Annotated in this window: 21 protein-coding genes; 13 read left to right on the forward strand and 8 right to left on the reverse strand. The window is 63.7% G+C overall.

Annotated elements, in window-relative coordinates:
- Positions 1–74 precede the first annotated feature (74 nt).
- The 7 genes from ACFFJ6_RS06215 to ACFFJ6_RS06245 all read left to right on the forward strand — a co-directional run bounded on the left by ACFFJ6_RS06215 (position 75) and on the right by ACFFJ6_RS06245 (position 5,912).
- The gene (locus ACFFJ6_RS06215) at positions 75–380 is read left to right on the forward strand and encodes an urease subunit beta (RefSeq protein WP_378385448.1); all 306 of its coding nucleotides are present in this window, start codon (positions 75–77) and stop codon (positions 378–380) included.
- Positions 381–917 (forward strand): HD domain-containing protein, encoded by a 537-nt coding sequence (locus tag ACFFJ6_RS06220; protein WP_378385451.1) that lies wholly within the window; start codon positions 381–383, stop codon positions 915–917.
- Entirely contained in the window at positions 914–2,626 is a 1,713-nt protein-coding gene (ureC, locus tag ACFFJ6_RS06225) for an urease subunit alpha (protein WP_378385453.1), read from the forward strand. The genes ACFFJ6_RS06220 and ureC overlap by 4 nt, the downstream gene beginning before the upstream one ends.
- 985 nt (positions 2,627–3,611) lie before the next feature.
- Complete coding sequence (locus tag ACFFJ6_RS06230) at positions 3,612–3,911, forward strand: putative quinol monooxygenase (RefSeq protein WP_378385455.1); 300 nt, start codon at positions 3,612–3,614, stop codon at positions 3,909–3,911.
- Between the two features lie 37 nt (positions 3,912–3,948).
- Complete coding sequence (locus ACFFJ6_RS06235; protein WP_378385457.1) at positions 3,949–4,248, forward strand: putative quinol monooxygenase; 300 nt, start codon at positions 3,949–3,951, stop codon at positions 4,246–4,248.
- Between the two features lie 277 nt (positions 4,249–4,525).
- On the forward strand, positions 4,526–5,197 hold the full coding sequence (locus ACFFJ6_RS06240; RefSeq protein ID WP_378385459.1) for an urease accessory protein UreE: 672 nt from the start codon (positions 4,526–4,528) through the stop codon (positions 5,195–5,197).
- Positions 5,187–5,912: an urease accessory protein UreF gene (locus tag ACFFJ6_RS06245; RefSeq protein ID WP_378385461.1), complete on the forward strand. Its 726-nt coding sequence runs from the start codon at positions 5,187–5,189 to the stop codon at positions 5,910–5,912. Before ACFFJ6_RS06240 ends, ACFFJ6_RS06245 begins: the two co-directional genes overlap by 11 nt.
- 113 nt (positions 5,913–6,025) lie before the next feature.
- Here the strand turns inward: ACFFJ6_RS06245 and ACFFJ6_RS06250 are convergent, their stop codons facing one another.
- Positions 6,026–7,588: an AMP-binding protein gene (locus ACFFJ6_RS06250; protein WP_378385463.1), complete on the reverse strand. Its 1,563-nt coding sequence runs from the start codon at positions 7,586–7,588 to the stop codon at positions 6,026–6,028.
- A 111-nt stretch (positions 7,589–7,699) separates the two neighbouring features.
- Between ACFFJ6_RS06250 and ACFFJ6_RS06255 the strand changes: the two genes are divergently transcribed.
- Positions 7,700–8,662 (forward strand): NAD(P)H-dependent flavin oxidoreductase, encoded by a 963-nt coding sequence (locus ACFFJ6_RS06255; protein WP_378385465.1) that lies wholly within the window; start codon positions 7,700–7,702, stop codon positions 8,660–8,662.
- Positions 8,663–8,733: 71 nt separating this feature from the next.
- Positions 8,734–9,786, forward strand: a complete 1,053-nt coding sequence (locus tag ACFFJ6_RS06260) for an alcohol dehydrogenase (RefSeq protein ID WP_378385467.1) — start codon at positions 8,734–8,736, stop codon at positions 9,784–9,786.
- A 94-nt stretch (positions 9,787–9,880) separates the two neighbouring features.
- Here the strand turns inward: ACFFJ6_RS06260 and ACFFJ6_RS06265 are convergent, their stop codons facing one another.
- The gene (locus ACFFJ6_RS06265) at positions 9,881–10,096 is read right to left on the reverse strand and encodes a hypothetical protein (protein ID WP_378385469.1); all 216 of its coding nucleotides are present in this window, start codon (positions 10,094–10,096) and stop codon (positions 9,881–9,883) included.
- Between the two features lie 78 nt (positions 10,097–10,174).
- Positions 10,175–10,801, reverse strand: a complete 627-nt coding sequence (gene mobA / locus ACFFJ6_RS06270; protein ID WP_378385471.1) for a molybdenum cofactor guanylyltransferase MobA — start codon at positions 10,799–10,801, stop codon at positions 10,175–10,177.
- A gap of 118 nt (positions 10,802–10,919) precedes the next feature.
- Between mobA and ACFFJ6_RS06275 the strand changes: the two genes are divergently transcribed.
- Both ACFFJ6_RS06275 and ACFFJ6_RS06280 read left to right on the forward strand, forming a co-directional pair.
- On the forward strand, positions 10,920–11,183 hold the full coding sequence (locus tag ACFFJ6_RS06275; protein WP_378385473.1) for a sulfurtransferase TusA family protein: 264 nt from the start codon (positions 10,920–10,922) through the stop codon (positions 11,181–11,183).
- A gap of 146 nt (positions 11,184–11,329) precedes the next feature.
- Positions 11,330–11,707 carry a DUF6496 domain-containing protein gene (locus ACFFJ6_RS06280; protein ID WP_378385475.1) on the forward strand — a complete coding sequence of 126 codons (378 nt, stop codon included), beginning with the start codon at positions 11,330–11,332 and terminating at the stop codon, positions 11,705–11,707.
- A gap of 241 nt (positions 11,708–11,948) precedes the next feature.
- On the opposite strand, the gene ku is transcribed toward ACFFJ6_RS06280, so the two are convergent.
- On the reverse strand, positions 11,949–12,830 hold the full coding sequence (gene ku, locus ACFFJ6_RS06285; protein ID WP_378385477.1) for a non-homologous end joining protein Ku: 882 nt from the start codon (positions 12,828–12,830) through the stop codon (positions 11,949–11,951).
- Between the two features lie 119 nt (positions 12,831–12,949).
- Between ku and ligD the strand changes: the two genes are divergently transcribed.
- The gene (gene ligD, locus ACFFJ6_RS06290) at positions 12,950–15,691 is read left to right on the forward strand and encodes a DNA ligase D (protein ID WP_378385479.1); all 2,742 of its coding nucleotides are present in this window, start codon (positions 12,950–12,952) and stop codon (positions 15,689–15,691) included.
- A gap of 15 nt (positions 15,692–15,706) precedes the next feature.
- Here ligD and ACFFJ6_RS06295 read toward each other — a convergent pair whose 3' ends face one another.
- Complete coding sequence (locus ACFFJ6_RS06295; RefSeq protein WP_011503879.1) at positions 15,707–15,871, reverse strand: DUF3309 family protein; 165 nt, start codon at positions 15,869–15,871, stop codon at positions 15,707–15,709.
- Positions 15,872–16,047: 176 nt separating this feature from the next.
- Between ACFFJ6_RS06295 and ACFFJ6_RS06300 the strand changes: the two genes are divergently transcribed.
- Positions 16,048–16,359: a polyhydroxyalkanoic acid system family protein gene (locus ACFFJ6_RS06300; protein ID WP_378385482.1), complete on the forward strand. Its 312-nt coding sequence runs from the start codon at positions 16,048–16,050 to the stop codon at positions 16,357–16,359.
- A 42-nt stretch (positions 16,360–16,401) separates the two neighbouring features.
- Here the strand turns inward: ACFFJ6_RS06300 and treY are convergent, their stop codons facing one another.
- The 3 genes from treY to glgX are packed head-to-tail and all read right to left on the reverse strand — an operon-like array spanning position 16,402 to position 23,026.
- Positions 16,402–19,191 carry a malto-oligosyltrehalose synthase gene (gene treY, locus ACFFJ6_RS06305; protein ID WP_378385484.1) on the reverse strand — a complete coding sequence of 930 codons (2,790 nt, stop codon included), beginning with the start codon at positions 19,189–19,191 and terminating at the stop codon, positions 16,402–16,404.
- Positions 19,191–20,951 (reverse strand): malto-oligosyltrehalose trehalohydrolase, encoded by a 1,761-nt coding sequence (gene treZ / locus ACFFJ6_RS06310; protein ID WP_378385486.1) that lies wholly within the window; start codon positions 20,949–20,951, stop codon positions 19,191–19,193. Before treZ ends, treY begins: the two co-directional genes overlap by 1 nt.
- A complete protein-coding gene (glgX, locus tag ACFFJ6_RS06315) occupies positions 20,948–23,026 on the reverse strand; it encodes a glycogen debranching protein GlgX (protein ID WP_378385488.1) in 2,079 nt (692 codons plus the stop codon). The genes treZ and glgX overlap by 4 nt, the downstream gene beginning before the upstream one ends.
- Position 23,027 lies beyond the last annotated feature (1 nt).

Genomic DNA, 23,027 nt, shown 5'->3' on the forward strand with positions numbered 1-23,027 from the left:
CCGTGTTGATGCCCTCATGGTGAGGAGCGCGCCGCAGGCGCGCGTCTCGAACCATGAGCTTGCAGGAGAAGTCCATGATCCCCGGTGAACTCTTCATCGAAGACGGCGAAATCGAACTCAATGCCGGGCGCGCCACGGTGACGCTGACGGTGGCGAACACCGGCGACCGGCCGATCCAGGTCGGTTCGCACTATCATTTCTTCGAAACCAACCCGGCGCTGCGCTTCGACCGCGACAAGGCGCGCGGCATGCGGCTCGACATCGCGGCCGGCACGGCCGTGCGCTTCGAGCCCGGCCAGAGCCGCGACGTGCAACTGGTCGCGCTCGCCGGCGGCCGCACCATCTACGGCTTCCGCGGCGACGTGATGGGCAAGCTGTAGATGACGGATCTCGTGCTGGTCTCCCGCGCCGCCGACTTCGCCGCGCGCCGTCATGCCGGAACGCGGCGCAAGGGTGCCGACAAGGAGCCTTACGTCAATCACCTCGCCGAAGTCGCGCTGCTGCTGACGGTCGCGACTGACGGCGGCGATGCGCCGCTCACCGCAGCGGGCTGGCTGCACGACACCATCGAGGACACCGGCGTCACCCGCGACGACCTCGCCTCCGAATTCAGCGACGACGTCGCATCGCTCGTGGTCGAAGTCACCGACGACAAGACGCTGCCGAAACTCGAGCGCAAGCGGCTGCAGATCGAACACGCGCCGCATCTGACGCCGCGCGCGCGCATGATCAAGCTCGCCGACAAGACCAGCAATCTGCGCTCGCTGATCCTGTCGCCGCCGGACGATTGGGAGCGCGAGCGGCTGATCGATTATCTCGACTGGGCAGAGCAGGTCGCGGCCGGCTGTCGCGGCGTCAACCAGCGTCTCGAACAACTCTTCGACGAAACCGCCGCGCGCGGGAGGGCCGTGTTGTGAGCACCAGAATTTCACGTTCCGTCTATGCCGACATGTTCGGCCCGACCACCGGCGACCGCGTGCGGCTCGCCGACACGAATCTGATCATCGAGGTCGAGAAGGACTTCACCACCTATGGCGAGGAGGTGAAGTTCGGCGGCGGCAAGGTGATCCGTGACGGCATGGGCCAGTCGCAGGTGACCAACAAGGACGGCGCCGCCGACACGGTGATCACCAACGCGCTGATCGTCGACCATTGGGGCATCGTCAAGGCCGACGTCGCGCTCAAGGCCGGCATGATCAGCGCGATCGGCAAGGCCGGCAATCCGGACATCCAGCCGAATGTCGACATCATCATTGGCCCGGGCACTGACGTCATCGCCGGCGAGGGCAAGATCCTCACCGCCGGCGGCTTCGACAGCCACATCCATTTCATCTGCCCGCAGCAGATCGAGCACGCGCTGATGAGCGGCGTCACCACGATGCTCGGCGGCGGCACCGGCCCGTCGCACGGCACCTTCGCGACGACCTGCACGCCGGGCCCATGGCACATCGGCCGGATGATTCAGTCGTTCGATGCCTTCCCGGTCAATCTCGGCATCTCCGGCAAGGGCAACGCCGCGCTCCCCGGCCCACTCAAGGAGATGATCGAAGGCGGCGCCTGCGCGCTGAAGCTGCACGAGGACTGGGGCACGACGCCGGCGGCGATCGACAACTGCCTCACCGTGGCGGATGAGTACGACATCCAGGTGATGATCCACACCGACACGCTCAACGAAAGCGGCTTCGTCGAAGACACGGTGAAGGCGTTCAAGGGCCGCACCATCCACGCCTTCCACACCGAAGGCGCCGGCGGCGGCCACGCGCCGGACATCATCAAGGTCGCGAGCCTGGAGAACGTGCTGCCGTCGTCGACCAATCCGACGCGGCCGTTCACCCGCAACACCATCGACGAGCATCTCGACATGCTGATGGTGTGCCACCATCTCGATCCATCGATCGCCGAGGATCTGGCGTTCGCCGAGAGCCGCATCCGGAAGGAGACGATCGCGGCCGAAGATATCCTGCACGACCTCGGCGCGCTGTCGATGATGTCGTCGGACAGCCAGGCGATGGGCCGGCTCGGCGAAGTCATCATCCGCACCTGGCAGACCGCCGACAAGATGAAGAAGCAGCGCGGCGCGCTCTCCCAGGACACGTCGCGCAACGACAATTTTCGCGTCAAGCGATACATCGCCAAGTACACCATCAACCCGGCGATCGCGCATGGCGTGTCGAAGCTGATCGGCTCGGTCGAGGTCGGCAAGATGGCCGACCTCGTGCTGTGGTCGCCGGCGTTCTTCGGCGTCAAGCCGGACTGCATCATCAAGGGCGGAAGCATCGTCGCGGCGCCGATGGGCGATCCCAATGCCTCGATCCCGACGCCGCAGCCGGTGCACTATCAGCCGATGTTCGGCGCCTACGGCAAGGCGCTGACCGCGTCGTCGGTCGTGTTCACCTCGCAGGCGGCAGCCGCCGGCAATCTGGCCCGCGATCTCGGCATCGCCAAGACGCTGGTTCCGATCAGCAACGTCCGTGGCGGCATCTCCAAGAAGAGCATGATCCACAACGACGCTACGCCGAAGCTGGAAGTCGACCCCGAAACCTACGAAGTCCGCGCCGACGGCGAACTCCTCACCTGCGCGCCGGCCGACGTGTTGCCGATGGCGCAGCGCTACTTCATGTTCTGAATATCGCTTAGGCGAAGAGGAGCCATACTCCTCAGCGGTCATCACCCGCGAAAGCGGGTGACCCAGTATCCCAGAGCACTTCGGTTGAAGTGCTGTGCTTCAAATGAACGCCCTTGAATACTGGGTCGCCCGGTCAAGCCGGGCGATGACGTGGGGGCGCGGGCGCAGCCCGTAGCCTCGATGCAGCGAAGCGTAATCGAGGGCTGCACATCGACACGGACATCGCCCACGGATGACCGCCAGCGCGACCCCGGATTTCGCTCCGCTCCATCCGGGCTACAGACCTTGACATTATTCCTAGAAGGACTATAGTCCCCGCCGTCCTGTCCGTGAGGGGCGCTGTCGCGAGGCGTCGGTCAGCGGGACAGATCGGCGGGCCGGGTCACCGGTCCGGAACGATGGTTCGAGGACGCCGGCAAAGTGCCGGCAGAGCCGAACGGACGCGGCGTCCCGCGCGCGTGGCTCGCACCCATGCGTCCGGGAGGTTTCGGGGACCCGTCCGGGCCTACTACGAGGCTCTGCGACTTGTTAGTTCGCTGGACGGAGGCAGGTGAAGGCGGCGTAATCCGCCGGATCAGTGGGGTTTCATTACCCTTGCCTGTCGCCGGAAGCACGGGCCTGAAATCAGAAAGCGCCGCGGTGGGCGCGCCGGAAGGCGTTGCGCGATGGTCGCAAAACCATCGCGAAAACTCACCCATTTTGCGCCAGCCGGCGCGCCCCCACCCCTCGCTGTGAAGCGACGGGCGCAAAGCTCGGACGCATCATGCGCCGCGAGACCGATTCGCCGTGGCTGTTTGATAATTCAATCAGATTCGCAGCGAGGCAGCGCGCTGAGCAAAGGACATTTGGCGAAGAGGATGGATTGCCGGGTCAAGCCCGGTAATGACGGGGCTTGATGCACCTTGGCCCCTTTGCATCGCCCCGCGCATCCGCCTAATGTCCGCGCGGCAATTGCCGCAACGATAAACCGCCGGGAGGAATTTTCGTGATCTATGTCGTCGCCACACTCACCGTGAAGCCCGAGATGCGGGCCGAGCTGATCGCCGCCGCCAAGGAGTGCATTGCCGGCACGCGCCAGGAACCCGGCAACGTCGCCTACGATCTGCACGAGAGCGTCACCGATCCGACCCAGATGGTGTTCGTCGAGCAGTGGGAAAACGCAGAAGCGCTCGGCCCGCACGGCAAGACCGAGCACTTCAAGGCGTTCGGCCGCGCCGCGGCGAAGTGCCTGGCGGCGCCGCCGAAGATCGAAATCATAACGCCCGCCAAGGTCGACGTGAAGTAAGCGGCGCGACCGCGATCAACGAGAAGGGACAATCCCCATGATCTACGTCGTCGCCACCACCCGGGTGAAGCCGGAGGCGCGTGAGGCCTTCATCGCAGGCGCCAAGGCCTGCATCGCTGAGACCCGCAAGGAGAAGGGCTGCATCTCCTACGAGAGCCACATCTCGATCAACGATCCGGACACCTTCGTGGTGGTCGAGCGCTGGGAGAGTCGCCAGGATCTCAACGCCCACGCCCGCGCGCCGCACATGAAAGTGTGGCGCGAATTGTCGACGCCGCTCAAGGCCTCGCCGACGGTGATCGAGATCATCAGCGACGGCAAGGTCGAGACGTTCTGAGATGCCTCTCCGCGTCATTGCGAGCCAACGGGTCGGCGCAAAGCGCCGCCCGATGACAGGCTCCGCGAAGCAATCCAGCACCGGTGTGCCGAGCCTCTGGATTGCTTCGTCGCTTCGCTCCTCGCAATGACGACGGGGAGGTGGTCACTTCCATCGAGCCGCATACAGCCGTTTCAAAGGGCTCATGAAGTCCTCGCCGTGCCGTGTGATCCGGATTTCCCTTGCCCGGGAAATGCTCTAAAGCATCGGGTTCGTCCTGATATGCGATGAGCCCTTCATGATCCGAGCCAGCAAAGTTCACGGTCAATATCATTTCAAGGAGCCGGCGGCCGACACCGTCGTGCTGGCATTCGACGATCGCCATCGCCGGCGGATGGCGATGACCGGCACCCGCGGCCTCGAATTCCTGCTCGATCTCGAACACGCGATCGCGCTGCGTGGCGGCGACGCGCTGGTGCTCGACGACGGCCGGCTGGTGGAAGTCGTCGCCGCGCCCGAGCCGCTGCTGGAGATCCGCGGCCGCGATCCGCTGCATCTGGTGCGGCTCGCCTGGCATCTCGGCAACCGGCATCTGCCGACGCAGATCATGGCGAAGGCGCTGCGCATCCGCCGCGACCACGTCATCGCCGAGATGGTGAGAGGGCTGGGCGGCAAGGTGGTCGAAATCGAAGCGCCGTTCGATCCGGAAGGAGGCGCCTACGCGCCGGCGCACGAGAGCGGCGGGGGCGCGCACGGGCATCATGGTCATGCGGGCCACGATCATGGTCATCACGATCACCACGGCCATGATCATCACGATCACGCCCATGCTGCGCATGACCGCAAGCACGATCATGGACACCATGATCACGGGCACCATGATCATGCGGCGAGCGAGCATGTGCACGACGAGCACTGCGGCCACGATCACGGCCACGCGCACGGCCATTCCCACAAGCATGACCACTGAGCGGGGCGCATCGGCCGACGAACCGCTATCGGCGCAGCAGGGCGCGGCGCTGTATCGGCTGATGACCTGGCTGTCGCCGTCGTTCCCGGTCGGCGCGTTCTCTTATTCGAGCGGCCTCGAATGGGCGGTGGAAGCGGGTGATATCACAGATGCAACGAGCCTGCGCGACTGGCTCGCCGCGATGCTCGAACACGGGGCGGGCTTCTGTGACGGCGTGTTCCTCGCCCACGCGTACCGCGCCGTCGCAACCGGAAACGAGCCGGCGCTGCGGGATATCGCCGAATTGGCCGTCGCCTTCGTGCCATCGGCCGAGCGTCATCTCGAAACCACCGCGCAGGGCCGCGCTTTCATCGAGATCGTGCGCACTGCCTGGGCCAGCGACGGGCTGGAGCGCGCCGTGAAGGCTTGTGACGGCGCGCTGGCCTATCCGGTCGCGGTCGGCCTCGTCAGCGCCGTGCACGGCGTGCCGCTCGCCGCCACGCTGCACGCGTTTCTGCACGCGGTGGTGTCGAACTGGATCTCCGCCGGCGCCCGGCTGGTCCCGCTCGGCCAGACCGACAGCCAGCGCGTCCTCGCCGCGCTCGAGCCGATCGTCATCGCCACCGGCGACCGCGCTCTGGCCGCGTCGCTCGATGACCTCGGCAGCGCCACCTTCCGCGCCGACCTCGCCAGCCTCCGCCACGAAACGCAGTACACGCGGCTATTCAGGTCGTAGCCGACATCTGCAAATGCCGTCATGGCCGGGCTCGGTCCGGCCATCAATGCCTTGAACCAAACCGCGCGGCAAAGACGTGGATGTCCGGGACAAGCCTGGGCATGGCGAAGTAACTAACCGACCATTCGATCGCGGCCTTGCCAGAATTCGGCGCGCAGCACTTTCTTGTCGATTTTGCCGACGCCGGTCATCGGCATTTCGCTGACGAACTTGATCTGCTTCGGTGCATGCGCCGAGCCCTTGCGGCTCTTCACCAGCTCGATCAGTTCACGCTCGTCGGGTTGCGCGCCGGGTTTGGTTACCACGACGGCGGTGACGGCTTCGCCCCATTTGTCGTCAGGCACGCCGACGACGGCGACCATCGCGACGCCGCTGTGGGTCGACAATACGTCTTCGACTTCGCGCGGGAAGATGTTGAAGCCGCCCGAGACGATCATGTCCTTCTTGCGGTCGAGGATGTACATGTAGCCGCGATCGTCGCGCTTGGCGATGTCGCCGGTGTGCAGCCAGCCGCTCTTCAGCGTATCGGCAGTCTGCTCGGGCCGCTTCCAGTATTCTTTCATCACGTGCGGCGCACGCACGCAGATTTCGCCGGCTTCGCCGTCTGCGACTTCCTGATCGTCGTCGTCGAGGATCCGCGCGTCGCAGGCGGCGATCGGAAAGCCGCAGGACAGGAACAACTCGGGCTGCTTCGGATCGTGATCGGCCTTGCGCAGCACCGACACCGGATAGCACTCGGTCTGGCCGTAGAGCTGCGAGAACACCGGTCCGATCCGCTCGATGCCTTCGATCAGCCGCGTCGGCGACATCGGCGACGCGCCATACAGCACCAGATCGAGCGAGCTCAAGTCCGTTTTCGACAGAGCCGGATGATCGAGCAGTACGTAGATCATCGTCGGTACGAACAGCGTGAAGTTGATCTTTTCGCGCTGGATGGTCTGCAGCACGGCTTCGGGATCGAAGCCCTTCATCATGTGAATGGTGCCGCCGCGCATCAGCGCCGGCAGAACCTTGGTGCCCGCGACGTGGCTGATCGGCGCTACGGTGAGATAGCGCGGATCCATCGGAATTTCGAAGTCGGCCAGAATGGCACTGGCGAAGCCGGCGTTCTCGCGATGCCGGCGCAGCGCGCCCTTGGATTTTCCGGTGGTGCCGCCGGTGTAGTTCAGCACGGCGACGTCGTCGAGCTGCGCGAAATCCTTCGGCGTGGCGCTGCCGGCCTTGCCTAGCGCGACCAGCAAATCGAGGCCGTAATCGGCGCGGCCGACGGTGAAGACATGGCGCAGACCGCGTGCCTGCATCGCCAGTTCGCCGCCACGCTGCAGGAATGCCGCCGCGTCGATCACCAGAATCTCCGCGCCGGAATCTTCGATCTGGTCGATCTGGTCTTCGCGCGAGCCGAGCGGGTGCAGCCAGGTGATGGCGAAGCGGCAGAGCTGCGCGGCGACACCGGCGCACCAGGTTTCGGCGCGGTTCGCGGTCAGCATCGCAACGCGGGTGCCGGGCTGCGCGCCGAGTCCCATGAACACCTTCTGGATGCTGCCGATCATGTCGATCGCGCCACGATAGCTCAGCGTCCCGCCTGGCCAGCTGAACGCGGTGCGCGTCGGATAGCGGGACAGCGCGCGCAGCGTTTGCGTGCCGGCCGTGGGGAATGCGTTGAGGGCGTCGGTCATGGGGCTTGCTCCCGAATGTTTGTCATCGGCTTTTGCGCGTGCCAATGTTCAGACCAAGAGTAGCACGCCGATGCTACGGCGAAACAGCAAAGATGATGAGGAGGAACAACCGTGGCTGCACCCGATCGTCTCAGTAAATTCCGCGAAAGGCTCGAACTGCCACTGATCGCGGCGCCGATGTTTCTGGTGTCTGGTGTCGATCTGGTCACTGCGGCGTGCACAAGCGGGGTAATCGGATCGTTTCCGACTGTGAATTGCCGTAGTACGGAACAACTCGACGACTGGATCAGCGCGATCGAACAGCGCACACAAGCGCACGCGGATAAATCCGGTCGCCGCGCCGCGCCTTGGTGTCCCAATCTGATCGTGCATCGCTCCAACGCGCGGCTCGCCGACGACCTGACGGTGCTGCTGGCGCACAAGCCCGAGATCGTGATCACCAGCGTCGGCTCGCCCGAGCCGGTGATCAAGCCGCTGCACGACGCTGGCGCGATGGTGCTGGCCGACGTCGCGAGTATTCGTCATGCCGAACGCGCGGCGGCAGCAGGCGCGGATGGGCTGGTGCTGCTGACTGCGGGTGCGGGCGGTCAGACGGGATGGCTCAATCCGTTCTCCTTCGCCCGCGCGGTGCGCAAGTTCTATGACGGCGTGATCGTGCTGGCTGGCGGAATTAGCGATGGCGTGGCGCTGCGCGCGGCGACGGCTCTCGGCTGCGACCTCGCTTATATGGGGACCAAGTTCATCGCCACGGAGGAGAGTCTCGCCGATCCGCGCTACAAGGCCATGGTGGTGTCGTCCTCAGCCGACGACATCCTGCTCACCAAGGCGTTCACCGGATTGCAGACCAACATGCTGCGGCCCTCGATCGTCGCAGCGGGGCTCGATCCCGACGATCTGCCGGAGCGTGGTGCGATCGACATTGGCAAGGACATCGACGTCGGTGCGCGGGAGCAGCGGCCCAAGCGCTGGCGCGATATCTGGAGCGCGGGCCATTCCGCATCGGGCGTCGGCGGCGTCGTGAACGTGGCCGAGCTGGTGCAACGAACAGCCGACGAATTTCGCTCGGCAGCATGAAGCCGTACCGGGTCGACGATCCTGCAGCGGCGTGTCATATTTTGCCTCAACGATAATCGGGGAGAACGCGCATGAAGAGTTTCCGTGTTACCGGCTTCGGCCAGCCGCTCAGCGAGGAAAACCGCCCGACGCCGGAACTGACCGGCACTCAGGTTCTGGTCCGCGTAAAGGCGGCCGGCGTCTGCCACAGCGATCTGCACATCTGGGAAGGCGGCTACGAACTCGGTCACGGCCGCAAGAAGCTGTCGCTTGCCGATCGCGGCGTCGCGCTGCCGCTGACGATGGGCCACGAGACCGTCGGCGAGATCGTCGCGGCCGGGCCCGATGCCAAGGATGCGAAAATCGGGCAGGTCGCGCTGGTGTATCCGTGGATCGGTTGCGGCCAGTGCGCGGTGTGCAAGGCCGGCGACGAGAACATGTGCCTCAAGCCGCGCTTCCTCGGCGTGTATTGCGATGGCGGCTACTCGGACGAACTGATCGTGCCGCATCCGCGCTATCTGCTCAGCCTCGACGGGCTCGATCCCGTGACTGCGGCGCCCTACGCGTGCTCGGGCATCACCACGTTCAGTGCGCTGAAGAAGCTCGAATTCTGCTTGGACGAGCCGATTGTGATCTTTGGCGCCGGCGGGCTCGGATTGATGGCGCTGTCTTTGCTGAAGGCAATGGGGGGCAAGGGCGCCATCATGGTCGACATCGACGCGTCAAAGCGCGAGGCGGCCGAGAAGGCCGGCGCGCTGGCGTCGGTCGACGGCGCCGCGTCCGACGCACTGGAGCAGATCATGGCGAAGGCCGGAATGCCGATCCGCGGCGCGCTGGACCTCGTCGGCAACGCGCAGACCGCACAGCTCGGTTTTGATTGTCTCACCAAGGGCGGCAAGCTTGTGATCGTCGGCCTGTTCGGCGGGGGCGCGCCCTGGGCGCTGCCTTTTATTCCGATGAAGGCCATCACCATCCAGGGCAGCTATGTGGGCAATCTTGCGGAGACGCAGGAACTGCTCGATCTTGTCCGCGCCAAGAAGATCGCGCCAATCCCAGTCACGCCGTTGCCATTGCCCAAAGCCAACCAGGCACTGCTTGATCTGCAGAAAGGCAAGCTGATCGGTCGCGCCGTGCTGACGCCGTAACCATCAAGGTTCTGCAATCTCAGCAGAGCAGTCAGGTCTGGTCACAGACCTGACTGCTTCGCGCGACGCGGCGACGGTGTTGCCGTTCGATCGATTAGTTCGTCTGGTTGGTCTGCTGCTGTGCTTTCTTGTCGGCCTTGTTGGCTTCGTGGTGGCCGATGACGCAGCCGGCTACGGCCCCGAGCTTGCCATGCCCAGCCATGTGGCCAGCCACGCCGCCAACGATGGCGCCTTTGATGCAGCCTTTGGCTTCGGCGGCGGACGTGAATGCGACCGCGAGGACCGCGGCACACAGAGCGATGCGCTTCATGGCTAACTCCTGTGAGACGAAATCTGCGACATTCCAACGCACGAGCGGAGTCGGCGTTCCGCAGACGGTTTCGACCCGCTAGGCGCCGTGACGTGCAGCGATCCGTTCGGCCTCGATCAGGTCGTCGGGCGTGTTGGCGTTGAAGAATGGATCGTAGGGAGTCACGGGCCATTCGACGATCGCGCGGGCGAACAGCGCCGTGAATCTGTCGACCTTGCGGATGTCATCGGCGAGCAGCGCGCGGCGCAGGTCGCTGCGCATTTCAAGAGGCCACAACGCCACGACCGGATGCGACCGGCCGCCCGAAGACGCAACCGCGATCTGCGCCTGCTGATCGATCCGCGCCTGATGCAATCGGGCAACCAGATCGAGCGGCAGGAAGGGGCAATCCGCCGGAGCGCTCAGCATCCACTGCACTTCCGGATGATACGTGTCGATCCAGTCGAGCCCCGCGAGAATGCCGGCGAGAGGCCCGGGGAAATCCGCGACCTGATCGTTGACGATCGGCAGATTGTACGCGGCAAACCGCGAGGGTTCACCGTTCGCATTCAGAACCAAGGGTGCGCATTGCGGCGCCAATCGATCGATCACACGTGCGATCAAGCTGCGGCCGTCGATGTCGCGTAGCGCCTTGTCGCCGCCGCCCATCCGCCGCGCCAAACCTCCAGCGAGAATCACGGCGGAGGTGGCGAGGTGATCGGTCATCAGGTATCATCCAGCAAAGTTCAGCGTCTGGGTCATAGCCCGCAGCACCCTGTATCCGCAATAAGGACAAGCTGGCGACGATTGACGCGGCCGCCGGGCTTCGCCATCGTCCTCGGCGATGAACGACATCACGCTCGACCTAGCCGGGCTCAAATGCCCGCTGCCGGTGCTGAAGACCCGCAAGGCGCTGACGACTCTCGCCGTCGGTGAGCGGCTCGTCGTGCGTTGCAGCGATCCGATGTCGATGGTGGACATTCCGGTGATGGTTCAGCAGACCGGTGATCGTCTGGAGAGCACGACCCGCAGCGACGAGATCATCATCTTCGTCATCGAGAAGATGAAGCCGGCAACGGGACAGGCCGCGTCGGTCAGAATGGAATGAAGGGGCGCCTCGGCAGGCGAGCCGCTTTTCAAAAGATCGCCGTTGCGGAGCCTCTGAAACTGCCACGGATTGCGTGCAAAAACCGTTACGTTCGGAACTTGTTATCATCCGGAACAATTAGGCCCCTGTTACCAAGGGAGAGCAGGATGGCCCGTAAGTATTCGAAGAAGGCATCGGCAGACGTCGAGCGTGTCATGAAGAAGCGAAAGGCGGGGACGTTGAAGAGTGGCGGCTCCGGCAAGACCGTCAAGAGTCGCAAACAGGCGATTGCGATCGGTCTGTCCGAGGCCCGCACTGAAGGCAAGAAGGTGCCGAGCAAGAAGTCGGCAAAGAGCTCTGGCAAGAAGGCCGCCAAGAAGACGACGAAGAAGGCCGCAAAAAGTACGGCCAAGAAGAACACCACCAAGAGCAGCGCGAAGCGCAGTACGAAGTCCTCGTCGGGCAAATCGGCGGCCAAAAGCTCGCCGGGGCACAAATCGTCCGGCCGCAAATCCTCAAAGAAATCGTCCAAAAAGAAGTCTTAAACCGACCTAGCCAAGCGATCATTGCAGCTTGGCTTTGTCACTCCGGGTCGCCGTACTACGGCGAACCCGGGCTTTCCAAGCCACCGCGGCAAGGGTTTCGCCGCCGTGATTCTGAGTGAGCGACTCATTCAACTTCCCTAGGAGATGCCGGGGCTCGCAAGCTGTGTAGGTGCCCGGATTGAGGGGCGCTCGGATGCTCACCAGGTCGAGAGGCATGACGCCCTCTCTCGCTGCCGAACCCTCAACTGGCCTTGCGGGCTCGGGCGGCGGACCGATGTGCCTTCTTCGCGGCGCGTCCACGACCTCGCGCCGATGCAGGACGTCTCTGGGCGGGCTTGTCGCTTTTCTTGCCAAGGCTCTGTCGCAGCGCATCCATCAGATTCACCACGTCGTCGGACTTCTCCTCCGGCTCCGGGATCTTGATCGACTTGCCTGCGGCCTTGCGTTTCACCAGAGTTTTCAGCGCGGCCTCGTAGTCGTCCTTGAATTTCGAGGGGTCGAAATGCGCGGCTTTCGTATCGAGGATATGGCCGGCGAGTTCGATCATGTCCTTCGAGATCTTCGGCGTCTTGATGCCGTCGAAATACTCGTCGGCATCCCGCAGTTCGTAGGGGTAGCGTAACGTCGTCGCGAGCAGCCCCTTGCCGAGCGGCTCGATCGCCAGCACATGCTCGCGGTTGGTGAGCACGATCCGCGCGAGGGCAACACGGCCCTTGTCCTTCATGGCGTCGCGGATCACCGCGAAGGCGTCGATCGCGGCCTTGCCTTCTGGCACGATGTAGTACGGGTTGTTGAGATAGCGTTTGTCGATCTCGTCCGCCGGTACGAAGCTATCGATGTCGATCGTGTGCGTGCTCTCGATCTGGACCGCCTCGAGTTCCTCCTTTTCGATTTCGACATACTTGCCCTTTCGGACTTCGTAGCCGCGGCCCTTCTGATCCTTCTCGACGACGTCGCCGGTTTCCTCGTCGATCATCTGCTGTTTGAGTCGATTGCCGGTCTCGGTGTTGATCATGTGGAAGCGGGTCTTCTCGACGCTGGTCGAAGCCGGATACAGCGCGACCGGGCAGGTGACGAGCGAGAGTTTGAGCGAGCCCTTCCAGTAGGCGCGGCGCGGGGCCATGATGCTCTCCGAGGCGGGATGTGAATGCAGGGCGGCCGGCGCGAACCGGTCGGGAACTTCAACCGAACGCTAGGGTTTTGGTTCCGCGTCCGCAAGTTGCGGTCCAGCGGGAGATCATCATGGCGCCGAACAAGAACCTCGCGCAGTATCGCAAGAAGCGCGATTTCGAGCAGACAGCGGAGCCGTCAGGCGACGTTGCCGTCGCCCCCTCGAAGCGGCGACGGTTCGTGATCCAAAAGCACGACGCGACGCGTCTGCACTACGATCTGCGGTTGGAGTACGACGGTGTCTTCAAGTCGTGGGCCGTTACCAAGGGGCCGTCGCTCGATCCTCATGACAAGCGGCTCGCTGTCGAGGTCGAGGACCACCCGCTCGACTATGGCGATTTCGAAGGCACCATTCCGGAGGGGCAGTACGGCGGAGGCACGGTGCAATTGTGGGACCGCGGTTTCTGGGATTGCGACGATCCCGAGCGCGGCTTCAAGAAGGGCGATCTGAAGTTCACGCTGGATGGCGAGAAGTTGCACGGCAGCTGGGTGCTGGTGCGGATGCGCCATGATCGCAATGGCGGCAAGCGCACCAACTGGCTGCTGATCAAGCATCGCGACGAGTATGCACGCGACGGCGATGGCGAAAGCGTACTGGACGAGGATCGTTCGGTTGCGTCTGGCCGCGCCATGGAGCAGATCGCCGAAGGCAAGGGCCGCGCCCCGAAGCCGTTCATGACCGGCAAGATCGCACGGGTGAGGGCCGACGCGGTATGGGATTCGAACGAGGGGCTGGCGGCGGATGAGCGAGCGGCCAACGGGACCGGCAAAAAGTCGGCGCGTTCAGGCAAGCCGGTGACGAAGAAGAAGGGCACGAAAGCCGCCGCGAAGTCTGCAAAACGCGCAAGCGCCAAGCGCGTGGCGATGCCAGACTTCGTGTCGCCGCAGCTTTGCGTTTCGGTCGATCGGCCGCCGGGCGGCGAGGGCTGGGTTCACGAGATCAAGTTCGATGGCTACCGGATGCAGCTTCGCGTCGCGAGCGGCAAGGCCTCGCTGCTGACGCGTAAGGGGCTTGATTGGACCGCGAAGTTCAAGGCGATTGCGAAGGAAGCGGCCGAGCTGCCGGACGTGATCATCGACACGGAGATCGTCGCGCTCGATCATCACGGCCATCCCGACTTCGCGGCGTTACAGGCGGCGCTGTCCGACGGCGACACCAGCAACCTGATCTGCTTTGCGTTCGATCTACTCTATGCCAAAGGCGAAGACCTCCGCCATCTGCCGCTGGTGGAACGCAAGGCCCGGCTCGCTGATCTGCTGAAGGTCGCGCGCGGTCGGCGCAAAGAAAAGCTGATCCGTTATGTCGATCATTTCGAGAGTGGCGGCGACGCGATCTTGAAATCCGCCTGCAAGCTGTCGCTCGAAGGCATTGTCTCCAAGAAACTCGACGCGCCGTATCGCTCTGGTCGCACGGACAGTTGGACCAAGGCGAAGTGCCGTGCCGGCCATGAGGTGGTGATCGGCGGCTGGAAGACGACCGCTGGAAAATTCCGTTCGCTGATGGTCGGCGTGCATCGCGACGATCAGCTCGCTTATGTCGGCATCGTCGGCACCGGATACGGTCAGGACGTGGTGAAGCGTATCCTCCCCGAGTTGAAGGCGCGAGAGAGCAAGGACAACCCGTTCACCGGCAAGAACGCGCCGCGCAAGACGCGGGATGTGCATTGGGTCGAGCCGGAGCTGGTCGCGGAGATCGAGTTCGCCGGCTTCACGGGCGCCGGCATGGTGCGGCAAGCCGCCTTCAAAGGCCTGCGTGCCGATAAGCCGGCGTCGGAGGTCGAGGCCGAAGTCCCAGCGAGGGTTGAAATCGCGGAGCCGAAGGCGAAGGGAACGCCGGCTAAACTCGCGAAGACCACTTCGAAGCGCAAAGCGCCGCGCGCCGCGCGCAAAAGCGTGGGCGCTCCCGGCGGTCGTGCCGAGGTGATGGGTGTGGTGATCTCCAAGCCCGACAAGGAGCTATGGCCGGCCAGCGATTTCAGCGGCGCGATCACCAAAATGGATCTCGCCGGCTATTACGAAGCCGTCGGTGACTGGCTGATCGGCCACGTCAGAGGACGGCCTTGTTCGATCGTGCGCGCGCCCGACGGCGTCAATGGCGAGCACTTCTTTCAGCGGCACGCAATGCCTGGGATGTCCAATCTGATCGATCTGGCGAAAGTCTCCGGCGATCGCAAACCATATGTGCAGATCGACCGCGTCGAAGGGCTGATCGCGGCTGCGCAGATCGGGGGGCTTGAATTGCATCCCTGGAACTGCGCGCCTGACCGCTACGACGTACCGGGCCGGTTGGTGTTTGACCTCGATCCAGCGCCAGAAGTCGGCTTCGACGAAGTGATCGGCGCGGCGCGCGAGATGAAGGAGCGGCTCGAGGCGCTAGGGCTCGCGACGTTCTGCAAGAGCACGGGAGGGAAGGGGCTGCACGTCGTGGTGCCGCTCAAGCCGAGGGACGATGTCGATTGGAAGCAGGCCAAGACGTTCGCTCAGACCGTCTGTGCGCAGATGGCCGAAGACAGCCCTGATCGCTATCTGCTGAACATGTCCAAGCAGCAGCGCAAGGGTAAGATCTTCCTCGATTATCTGCGCAACGATCGGATGTCGACTGCGGTTGCTCCGCTGTCGCCGCGTGCGCGCGAGGGCGCCACGTTGTCGATGCCGCTGACCTGGCCTCAGGTCAAAGCCGGACTGGATCCGAAGCGTTACACGGTGGAGACTGTGCCGTCGCTGCTGCGCAAGACCAAAGCCTGGTCTGATTACGACAAAGCCGCGACCCCGCTGAAGCCGGCCGTTAAGGCGCTTGCATCCAGCGGGGCCTGATGTGCCCGAGTCGGATTAGATTTTGCCGAGCAGAAGCAGGATCACCAGGATGATGATGATCAGACCGAGTCCGCCGCCGCCGTAATAACCGGTACCGTAGAACGGGCCGCCGCCAACGCCGCTGAAGCCGCCCAGCAATGCGATGATCAAAATGATCAGGATGATTGTGCCGATAGACATCTCGCTCTCCTTGTCGCGACGGACTGCCCGAATGCTCCGCCTGTCGCAGCAGAAACCCGCTGCAAGAGCGAAGGTTCCTGCAATTGAACCCAGGCGTGTGGAAGGCGCCCTGTTATTTCTTGTCGGGCCGCCTACATGAGCCTTGGTTAGTTCGCCCTGACAAAAGGAAGCCCGTGATGTCAGCCCCGCTTGTCGTATCCATCCCCCACCGGCTCGGCCGCGAGGAGGCGATCCGCCGTCTGCGCGTGGGCCTCAGTCGTGCGGCCGTGTCCGTGCCGGTGATGAAAGTGGATCACGAGCACTGGGAGGGAGATCGCATGGTGTTCCGGGTACGTGCGCTCGGGCAGGTTGCTGCGGGCCAAGTCGATGTGGTGGACGATCACGTTGTCGTCGAAGTCCGGCTGCCGTGGTTGCTGCAGAAATTTACCGAAGTGGCGCAGCGCGCCATCAAGGATCGTGGCCACCTGCTGCTGGACAAGAAGAAATAGCGGGCGAGAAGAAGCTGCCCCCAAGTAGGGCAGCCTAGGGGATCAAGCTTCGGCTTTGCGGCGGAGCTTGGCGGGCCGGGCTTCCGCGATCCGGGCGCGCCGTACCGCGACCGGCAAGCCCCGAAACAGGTCGCGAAGCGAAAGGCCTTGCTCCGCCGTATCGTCGTCCAAGACGAGACCGTCGGTCTCGATCGAGGCGTCCCAGGCGTCGGCGAGCGGCCATTGCCGGCCGTGATCCGACAATGGCGCGAAATTCTTGCCGACCGCCACAATCACAGCGTTACTTCCGTGAGTGCGGGCGAAGGCGATCGCATGATCGGCATGTGGTCCGGCAAGCTTGAGCGGGCGATAATCGCCATCCGTGAAAACCTCCGGAAGCTCGCCGCGTAGCTTCAACAGCTGCCGCGTCCAGGCCAGTTTCAAGCGGCCGTCGTGCCAGTGCTCGATCAGCCCCTTCCAATCTGGTGCGGTCAACCCCTCGAGTGACTTGGCTCGGGCCGTAAAGTCGACCGGACGGCGATTGTCGGGGTCGACCAGCGAGAAGTCCCAAAATTCGGTGCCTTGATAAAAATCCGGCACGCCAGGCATTGTTGCTTTCAGCGTCACCTGGCTCAGCGAGTTCAGGGCCCCGATAATCGAGAGCCTCCGCGATAGCGTCTGCAGCGACTCCAGGAAAGCGCCGGACTGCCGCGGATCGAGGATCCTGTCGATGAATGTCTTGACGCCGTCCTCATAGGCCGGATGAGGATTGATCCAATTGGTGCCTTCCTTGCCCTCGCGTGCGGCCTTCAGGGCAAAAGCCTGCATTCGTGCAGTGAAGTCGGAGTCGGGCTCGAGCGGCCATGCACCGAGCAGCGACTGGTACAGCATGTATTCGAAGGTGGCAGATGGCGCACGCAGGCCATCGTCTGTGACGACATGCGGCGCATTCATCAGTTTCCACTTCGAGACCGTGGCGGCCCATTCGCCGGGCATTTCCGCGAGCCCCAGCAGCCGCGTGCGCGCGTCCTCGCCGCGCTTGGCGTCGTGAGTCATCGTCGCGGTCATCCCATGCGGCCAGTCTTTGGCGCGTTGGATCATCAGCCCATGGAATGCGTCGGGCGACAGCGCGTGGGCAGACGGCTCGCCGCCGACTTCGTTGAGCGCGAGCAGGCGGTGATAACGATAGAAAGCGGTGTCTTCCAGCGACTTCGCCATTGTCGGTCCGGTGAACTGCTGGACCTTCAGGGCGAACCGGCGCACCCGTGGCTTACTGTGGGCGGCGCGGCCGGGCTTGAGCAGATCCATCGTCAGCGCATCGCGCAGAAAATCGAAGATCCCGTCGTCGGCGCCGTACCAATCGGCACGCGCCTTCTCGATCGTCCGGTCGATCAGCGCGCGATCCGGCCCGGTGGGGCCGTTGCCGGTGATGTATGTTCGATAGACGGGAAAATGCAGGACGTAGAGCTCGAACACCTGCCGCAGATTATCTGCTGAAAAATCTCGTGTTGAGTAGTGCCCGTTGGCAATCCGTGCCAGCAGCCGCGTCAGCACGGTGAATTCGCTGAGCAGCAGGGTTTCGAGCACCCGGCGCTTGGCCCGCATCAGAACCGGCGCGAAATCCGGTGAGTTGTTGCTGATCTGCCGCCAGATTTCGTCGAGCGGTTCGAGGCCCGCACCGTCCACGAGCGCCTGCGTGATGACGTTCAGCCATTCATACCCCGTCGTGCCGTGCACGCCGGCGAAGCGCGGCAGCTTCTCGCCTTCGCCGAGAATTTTCTCGATGACCATATAAAGCGGTGTTGCGGCCGGGCCTTGCGCATCGCGGGTCAGTTTGCGGAGACGCTGGAAGTATTGGGCGGGATCACGCAATCCGTCAATGTGATCGAGGCGCAGTCCCTGCAGGTGCCCCTCAGCTACGAGCCGTTTGACGAGCTGATGGATCGCCTCGAACGTCGCCGCGTCCTCGACGCGCAGGCCGGCGAGGGTGTTGACGTCGAAGAAGCGGCGATAGTTGATTTCGCTGGTCGCGAGCTGCCAGTGTCCCAACCGGTAATGCTGGCGCTCAAGCAGATTGTGCAGCGCCTGAATTTGCGTCTGGCGGCCTTCCCCGGCGCGATACGCGGCAAGTCCCTTTTCGATCAACGCCGCACCGCCCTCGACCCCCTTCAGCGCAGCCTTGAAGGCTGGTGCTTCCTTGCGGTCGGGATGACTGACGCCGCGATAGCGTGCGGCGAGGTCGAGCAAAGCCTTGCCGGCGGGCTCCTCGGCCGCATCGGCCTCACGCACGACGGCGCGCAAGATCTCGCCATAGCGTTGCGGTCCGATCGGCAGGCGATGCTCGAAGTACCATGCGGAGAAGCTGCCTTCGTCCGCATCATAGCGCAGTTCGATCTCGCCGGCTTCGAGTGCCTTGCCGTAGGAGGAGCCGATGATCGGCAGTAGAACGCCGCCGCGGCTGCGGAACGGCAGCACATCCCAATCGATGTCGAATGACGCGGCGTGCGGTGAGGCGGGACCCCATTCCTGCACGTCGAGCCACCAGGGATTATCGGCGAAATGCACGCCGACATGGTTAGGGACGAAGTCGAGGATCAGACCGATGTCATTCTGCTTCAATACCGCAGACAGTCTTGCGAAGCCTTCTTCACCGCCCAGCTCGGGGTTCAGCTTGGTGTGATCGACGATGTCGTAGCCATGGCTCGACCCCTTGCGTGCCTTGGTGAAAGGCGAGGCATACAGGTGAGAAATCCCCAAAGCCTTGAGATAGGGGACGATAGCCGCCGCATCGTCGAAGCCGAAATCGGCGGTGAGCTGAATGCGATAGGTTGCAGTCGGGATCGGGGGGGACATCAGGACTCTTCGAGGCGCCAGGAAACCGCCCACGGCGGAATGCTCCCGTCCCAATCATCGCCCCACACTTTGGTTCCAACCGGCCCTTCGGCATCTAGGTGCTGGTCGGATAGATTGGCCGTGAGACGGAGCGTGGAGCCGTCGCCGAGCCGCCAATCAGCGGTCAGCAGCTTCCGCCCGGAGACTGCCGCGTCCCCAAATCTGGCGCCCCGCAGACGCGGCACGAGTGTCTCCCGACGGATCGTCAGCAATGTCTTCACCAGGGCGAGCCGTTTCGCACCTGGGCCCGTCTCGCGCTCGCTCCAGTCAAGCACTGCGCTCTTGAAGGTGGACTCGTCGAGCGGATCGGGGACATCGTCACCGTATTTCTCGTAGGCGCCCGCGAACTCGCGGCGCCGGCCCTTCCGGATCGCCTCGGCAAGATCTCCGTGGAAGTCGCAGAAAAACGGGAAGGGCGCCTGCGATCCCCACTCTTCACCCATGAACAACATCGGGACAGTCGGTGCCAGCAGGGTGATGGCCAGCGCCGCCTCGACGGCTTCGGCGCGGGCGAGGCTTTCGAGCCGGTCGCCCAAGGCGCGGTTGCCGATCTGGTCGTGGTTCTGGAGAAAGTTGACGAAGGCGAGCGGCGGCAGTTCACCGCTCGGCTCGCCGCGAGGCGTGCCGCCGCGGTGCTCGGACGGTTCGCCCTGATAGACGAAGCCCGAGCCGAGCGAACGGGCGACCTGCTGCAGCGGTTCGCCCGCATAGTCCGAATAGTAACCCTGGGTTTCTCCCGTCAGGGCGACGTGCCAGGCGTGGTGATAATCGTCGTTCCATTGCGCGCGATATTGTCCGCGATGCGGATCGATCGTCGGGTCGAGCTGCGCGGCGATGTTGTCGTCGTTCTCCAGAATGAGGTGCAGATGTCGTCCGGTTTCAGCCGCCAACTTGCCGACCTCGCGGCTGAGCTCGTACAGCATCGGAATTTCGCCCTGATCCGGAATGGCGTGGACCGCGTCGAGACGCAGGCCGTCGAAACGATATTCGCGCAGCCAGTACAGAGCATTTTCGATGGCGAAGGCGCGGACCTCCGCGACATAGTAGTTGATCGCGTTGCCCCAAGGGGTGTGCGCTTCCGAGAAGAAGGTCCGCGCGTACTGGCCGAGGTGATTTCCTTCCGGGCCGAAGTGATTGTAGACCACGTCCAGAAACACCATCAGTCCGCGCTCGTGCGCTGCGTCGATCAGCGCCTTCAGATCTTCAGGACGGCCATAGACACTGTCGGGCGCATACCACAGCACGCCGTCATAGCCCCAGTTGCGGCGGCCGGGGAAATCCGCAAGCGGCATCAGCTCCAGCGCCGTGATGCCGGTCGCGACCAGATCGTCGAGCCTGTCGATGATAGCCCGGTATGTACCCGGCGTGGTGAAGGTGCCGACATGCGCCTCGAGTACCACGGCTTCTTCCCAAGGCCTGCCGCGCCATTCGGAGGCCCGCCAATGATACGCCGAGTGGTCGATCACTTCGCTTGGGCCGGTGATATCCTCCGGCTGAAACGCCGAAGCCGGATCGGGCACGTCGTTGCTGTCATCGATGCGAAACCGATAACGCGCGCCGCCGCCGATCCCTTCGATTTCCGCTCGGAACCAGCCGTCCTTGTCCTGCTTCATCGGATAGGCGCGATCGAGCATGACGTCGACGCGCTCGGCGTCCGGAGCCCACAGCCGGAATTCGACCCCGTTTTGAGTAACGCGGGGGCCGTGGGCTCGATTGTTCATGCAGGGGCTCCAGAAAACGCCATGACGGATCGGGGTGGGGCAGACGAGGCGCTACCCGACGCGAGCGACGCCACCTGGACAGTGTCCTTGGTGGTATCGAAGAGCTGATGCCAGCTCTGATACTCGGGCAGCTGGGGCAGAAGAAACGGAATCGTTTCGACACCCGAGTTCAAGACGATGAAGATCGCACTGCTGTACGGCTGCGATGGGCTGATCACATAGGCAAGGAAGCGGCCGTCCGGAAAGGCCCAATCCTGTTCGGTCATCTCCGCGGCGGACGGCGTCAGCCACAGCACGCCGTACGTGCCGTCGGCGCGTCTGCCGTCAACCCAGCGCCGTGAGCGTAGCTGCGGGAAGTTCTTGCGCAGCTCGACCATCAGGCCAACGAAGTCGACCATGTCGTCGCCTTCGCTGTTCAGTCCTCGCCAGTCGACCCAGCCGATCTCGTTGTCCTGGCAATAAGCGTTGTTGTTGCCATTCTGCGAATTGCCGACCTCGTCGCCGGCGAGCAGCAACGGGACGCCTTGCGCGAGGAACAAGCAGGCGATCTGGTTCTTGCGGAGCTGCCGACGGAGCGCGATGATCGCCGCATCGTCGGTCGGGCCTTCGTGGCCGCAATTATTGCTGTGGTTGTCGTTCGAGCCGTCGCGATTGTCTTCGCCGTTGGCGAGGTTGTGCTTGTCGTTGTAGCTGAACAAGTCGGCCAGCGTGAAGCCGTCATGCACCGTGACATGATTGATACTGGCGCGCGGCATTCGGCTGTCGTGATTGAAGATGTCCGACGATCCTGTCATCCGCCGCGACACTTCGCCGATCAGGCTGCCCTCGCCGCTCCAGTAACGCCGCATCGCGCTGCGGTAGCGATCGTTCCATTCCGACCATTGCGACGGGAACGCGCCGACCTGATAGCCGCCCATTCCGAGATCCCACGGCTCGGCGACGAGCTTCACCGAAGCCAGCACCGGGTCCTGGCGGATTGCGGTGAAGAAGCCGGAGTTGCGTTCAAAGCCGTTGGGGCCGCGCGCCAGTGTGGTAGCGAGGTCGAATCGGAAGCCGTCGACGTGGCAGACTTCGACCCAATAACGCAGGCTGTCCATCACCATCTGCAGCACGCGCGGGTGCTGCAGATTCACAGAACTGCCGCAGCCGGTAAAGTCATCATAGTAGCGCGGGTTGTCGCGCGACAGCCAGTAGTACGAGGCGTTGTCGATGCCACGGAACGACAGCGTCGGACCGAGGTGATTGCCTTCGGCGGTGTGGTTGTAGACGACGTCGAGCAGCACTTCGATCCCGGCATCGTGCAGCCGCGCCACCGTGGTGCGAAACGCGTCGAGGGGATTGTCCGCAGCGTAGCGCGGCTCCGGGGCAAAGAACGAGATCGTGTTGTAGCCCCAGTAGTTCACCAGCTTCTTCTCGACCAGCGTGCGGTCATCGATAAGCGCGTGAACGGGGAGAAGTTCAATCGTGGTGACGCCGAGCCGCTTGAAATGGTCGATCATCGCGGGCGCGGCAAGACCGCCAAAGGTGCCGCGCAATCCTGGCGGAACGTCCTCGCGTTGCTGCGTCAGCCCTTTGACATGGGCTTCGTAGATGATGGTGTCTTCCCACGGAATGCCGGGACGGTTCTCATGGCGTGAGAAGCCGCCGGTTTCGTCGATCACCATGGCCTTCGGCATGCCCCTCGCATTGTCGCGGCGGTCGAACGACAGGTCTTCGCGCGGGCTTCCGGTACGGTAGGCGAAATGCGCATCGCTCCAGACCAGCCGGCCGAACAGCCGCTTGGCGTACGGATCGAGCAGCAGCTTGTGGGCGTTGAAGCGATGGCCACGTTCGGGATCGTACGGACCGTGCACACGATACCCGTAGAGCTGACCGGGCGAGACGTCGTTGAGGTAGCCATGCCAGACGTCCTCGGTGCGCTCAGGGAGTTCGATTCGTTCTAGCTCGCGGCGCCCCTGACTGTCGAACAGGCACAGTTCGACCTTATGGGCGTTGGCGGAGAACAAAGCGAAATTGGTGCCGCGCCCGTCCCAGGTCGCCCCGAGACGAGAGCAGCTTCCAGCAGTGAGGCGCATT

The organism is Rhodopseudomonas telluris (assembly GCF_042432815.1).
GTDB lineage: Bacteria > Pseudomonadota > Alphaproteobacteria > Rhizobiales > Xanthobacteraceae > Rhodopseudomonas > Rhodopseudomonas telluris.

Coding starts and splice junctions, on each gene's coding strand:
- ACFFJ6_RS06215 (WP_378385448.1), top strand. CDS start 75: ATGATCCCCGGTGAACTCTTCATCGAAGACGGCGAAATCGAACTCAAT.
- ACFFJ6_RS06220 (WP_378385451.1), top strand. CDS start 381: ATGACGGATCTCGTGCTGGTCTCCCGCGCCGCCGACTTCGCCGCGCGC.
- ACFFJ6_RS06235 (WP_378385457.1), top strand. CDS start 3,949: ATGATCTACGTCGTCGCCACCACCCGGGTGAAGCCGGAGGCGCGTGAG.
- ACFFJ6_RS06240 (WP_378385459.1), top strand. CDS start 4,526: ATGATCCGAGCCAGCAAAGTTCACGGTCAATATCATTTCAAGGAGCCG.
- ACFFJ6_RS06245 (WP_378385461.1), top strand. CDS start 5,187: ATGACCACTGAGCGGGGCGCATCGGCCGACGAACCGCTATCGGCGCAG.
- ACFFJ6_RS06250 (WP_378385463.1), bottom strand. CDS start 7,588: ATGACCGACGCCCTCAACGCATTCCCCACGGCCGGCACGCAAACGCTG.
- ACFFJ6_RS06260 (WP_378385467.1), top strand. CDS start 8,734: ATGAAGAGTTTCCGTGTTACCGGCTTCGGCCAGCCGCTCAGCGAGGAA.
- ACFFJ6_RS06265 (WP_378385469.1), bottom strand. CDS start 10,096: ATGAAGCGCATCGCTCTGTGTGCCGCGGTCCTCGCGGTCGCATTCACG.
- mobA (WP_378385471.1), bottom strand. CDS start 10,801: ATGACCGATCACCTCGCCACCTCCGCCGTGATTCTCGCTGGAGGTTTG.
- ACFFJ6_RS06275 (WP_378385473.1), top strand. CDS start 10,920: ATGAACGACATCACGCTCGACCTAGCCGGGCTCAAATGCCCGCTGCCG.
- ACFFJ6_RS06280 (WP_378385475.1), top strand. CDS start 11,330: ATGGCCCGTAAGTATTCGAAGAAGGCATCGGCAGACGTCGAGCGTGTC.
- ku (WP_378385477.1), bottom strand. CDS start 12,830: ATGGCCCCGCGCCGCGCCTACTGGAAGGGCTCGCTCAAACTCTCGCTC.
- ligD (WP_378385479.1), top strand. CDS start 12,950: ATGGCGCCGAACAAGAACCTCGCGCAGTATCGCAAGAAGCGCGATTTC.
- ACFFJ6_RS06295 (WP_011503879.1), bottom strand. CDS start 15,871: ATGTCTATCGGCACAATCATCCTGATCATTTTGATCATCGCATTGCTG.
- ACFFJ6_RS06300 (WP_378385482.1), top strand. CDS start 16,048: ATGTCAGCCCCGCTTGTCGTATCCATCCCCCACCGGCTCGGCCGCGAG.
- treY (WP_378385484.1), bottom strand. CDS start 19,191: ATGTCCCCCCCGATCCCGACTGCAACCTATCGCATTCAGCTCACCGCC.
- treZ (WP_378385486.1), bottom strand. CDS start 20,951: ATGAACAATCGAGCCCACGGCCCCCGCGTTACTCAAAACGGGGTCGAA.
- glgX (WP_378385488.1), bottom strand. CDS start 23,026: ATGCGCCTCACTGCTGGAAGCTGCTCTCGTCTCGGGGCGACCTGGGAC.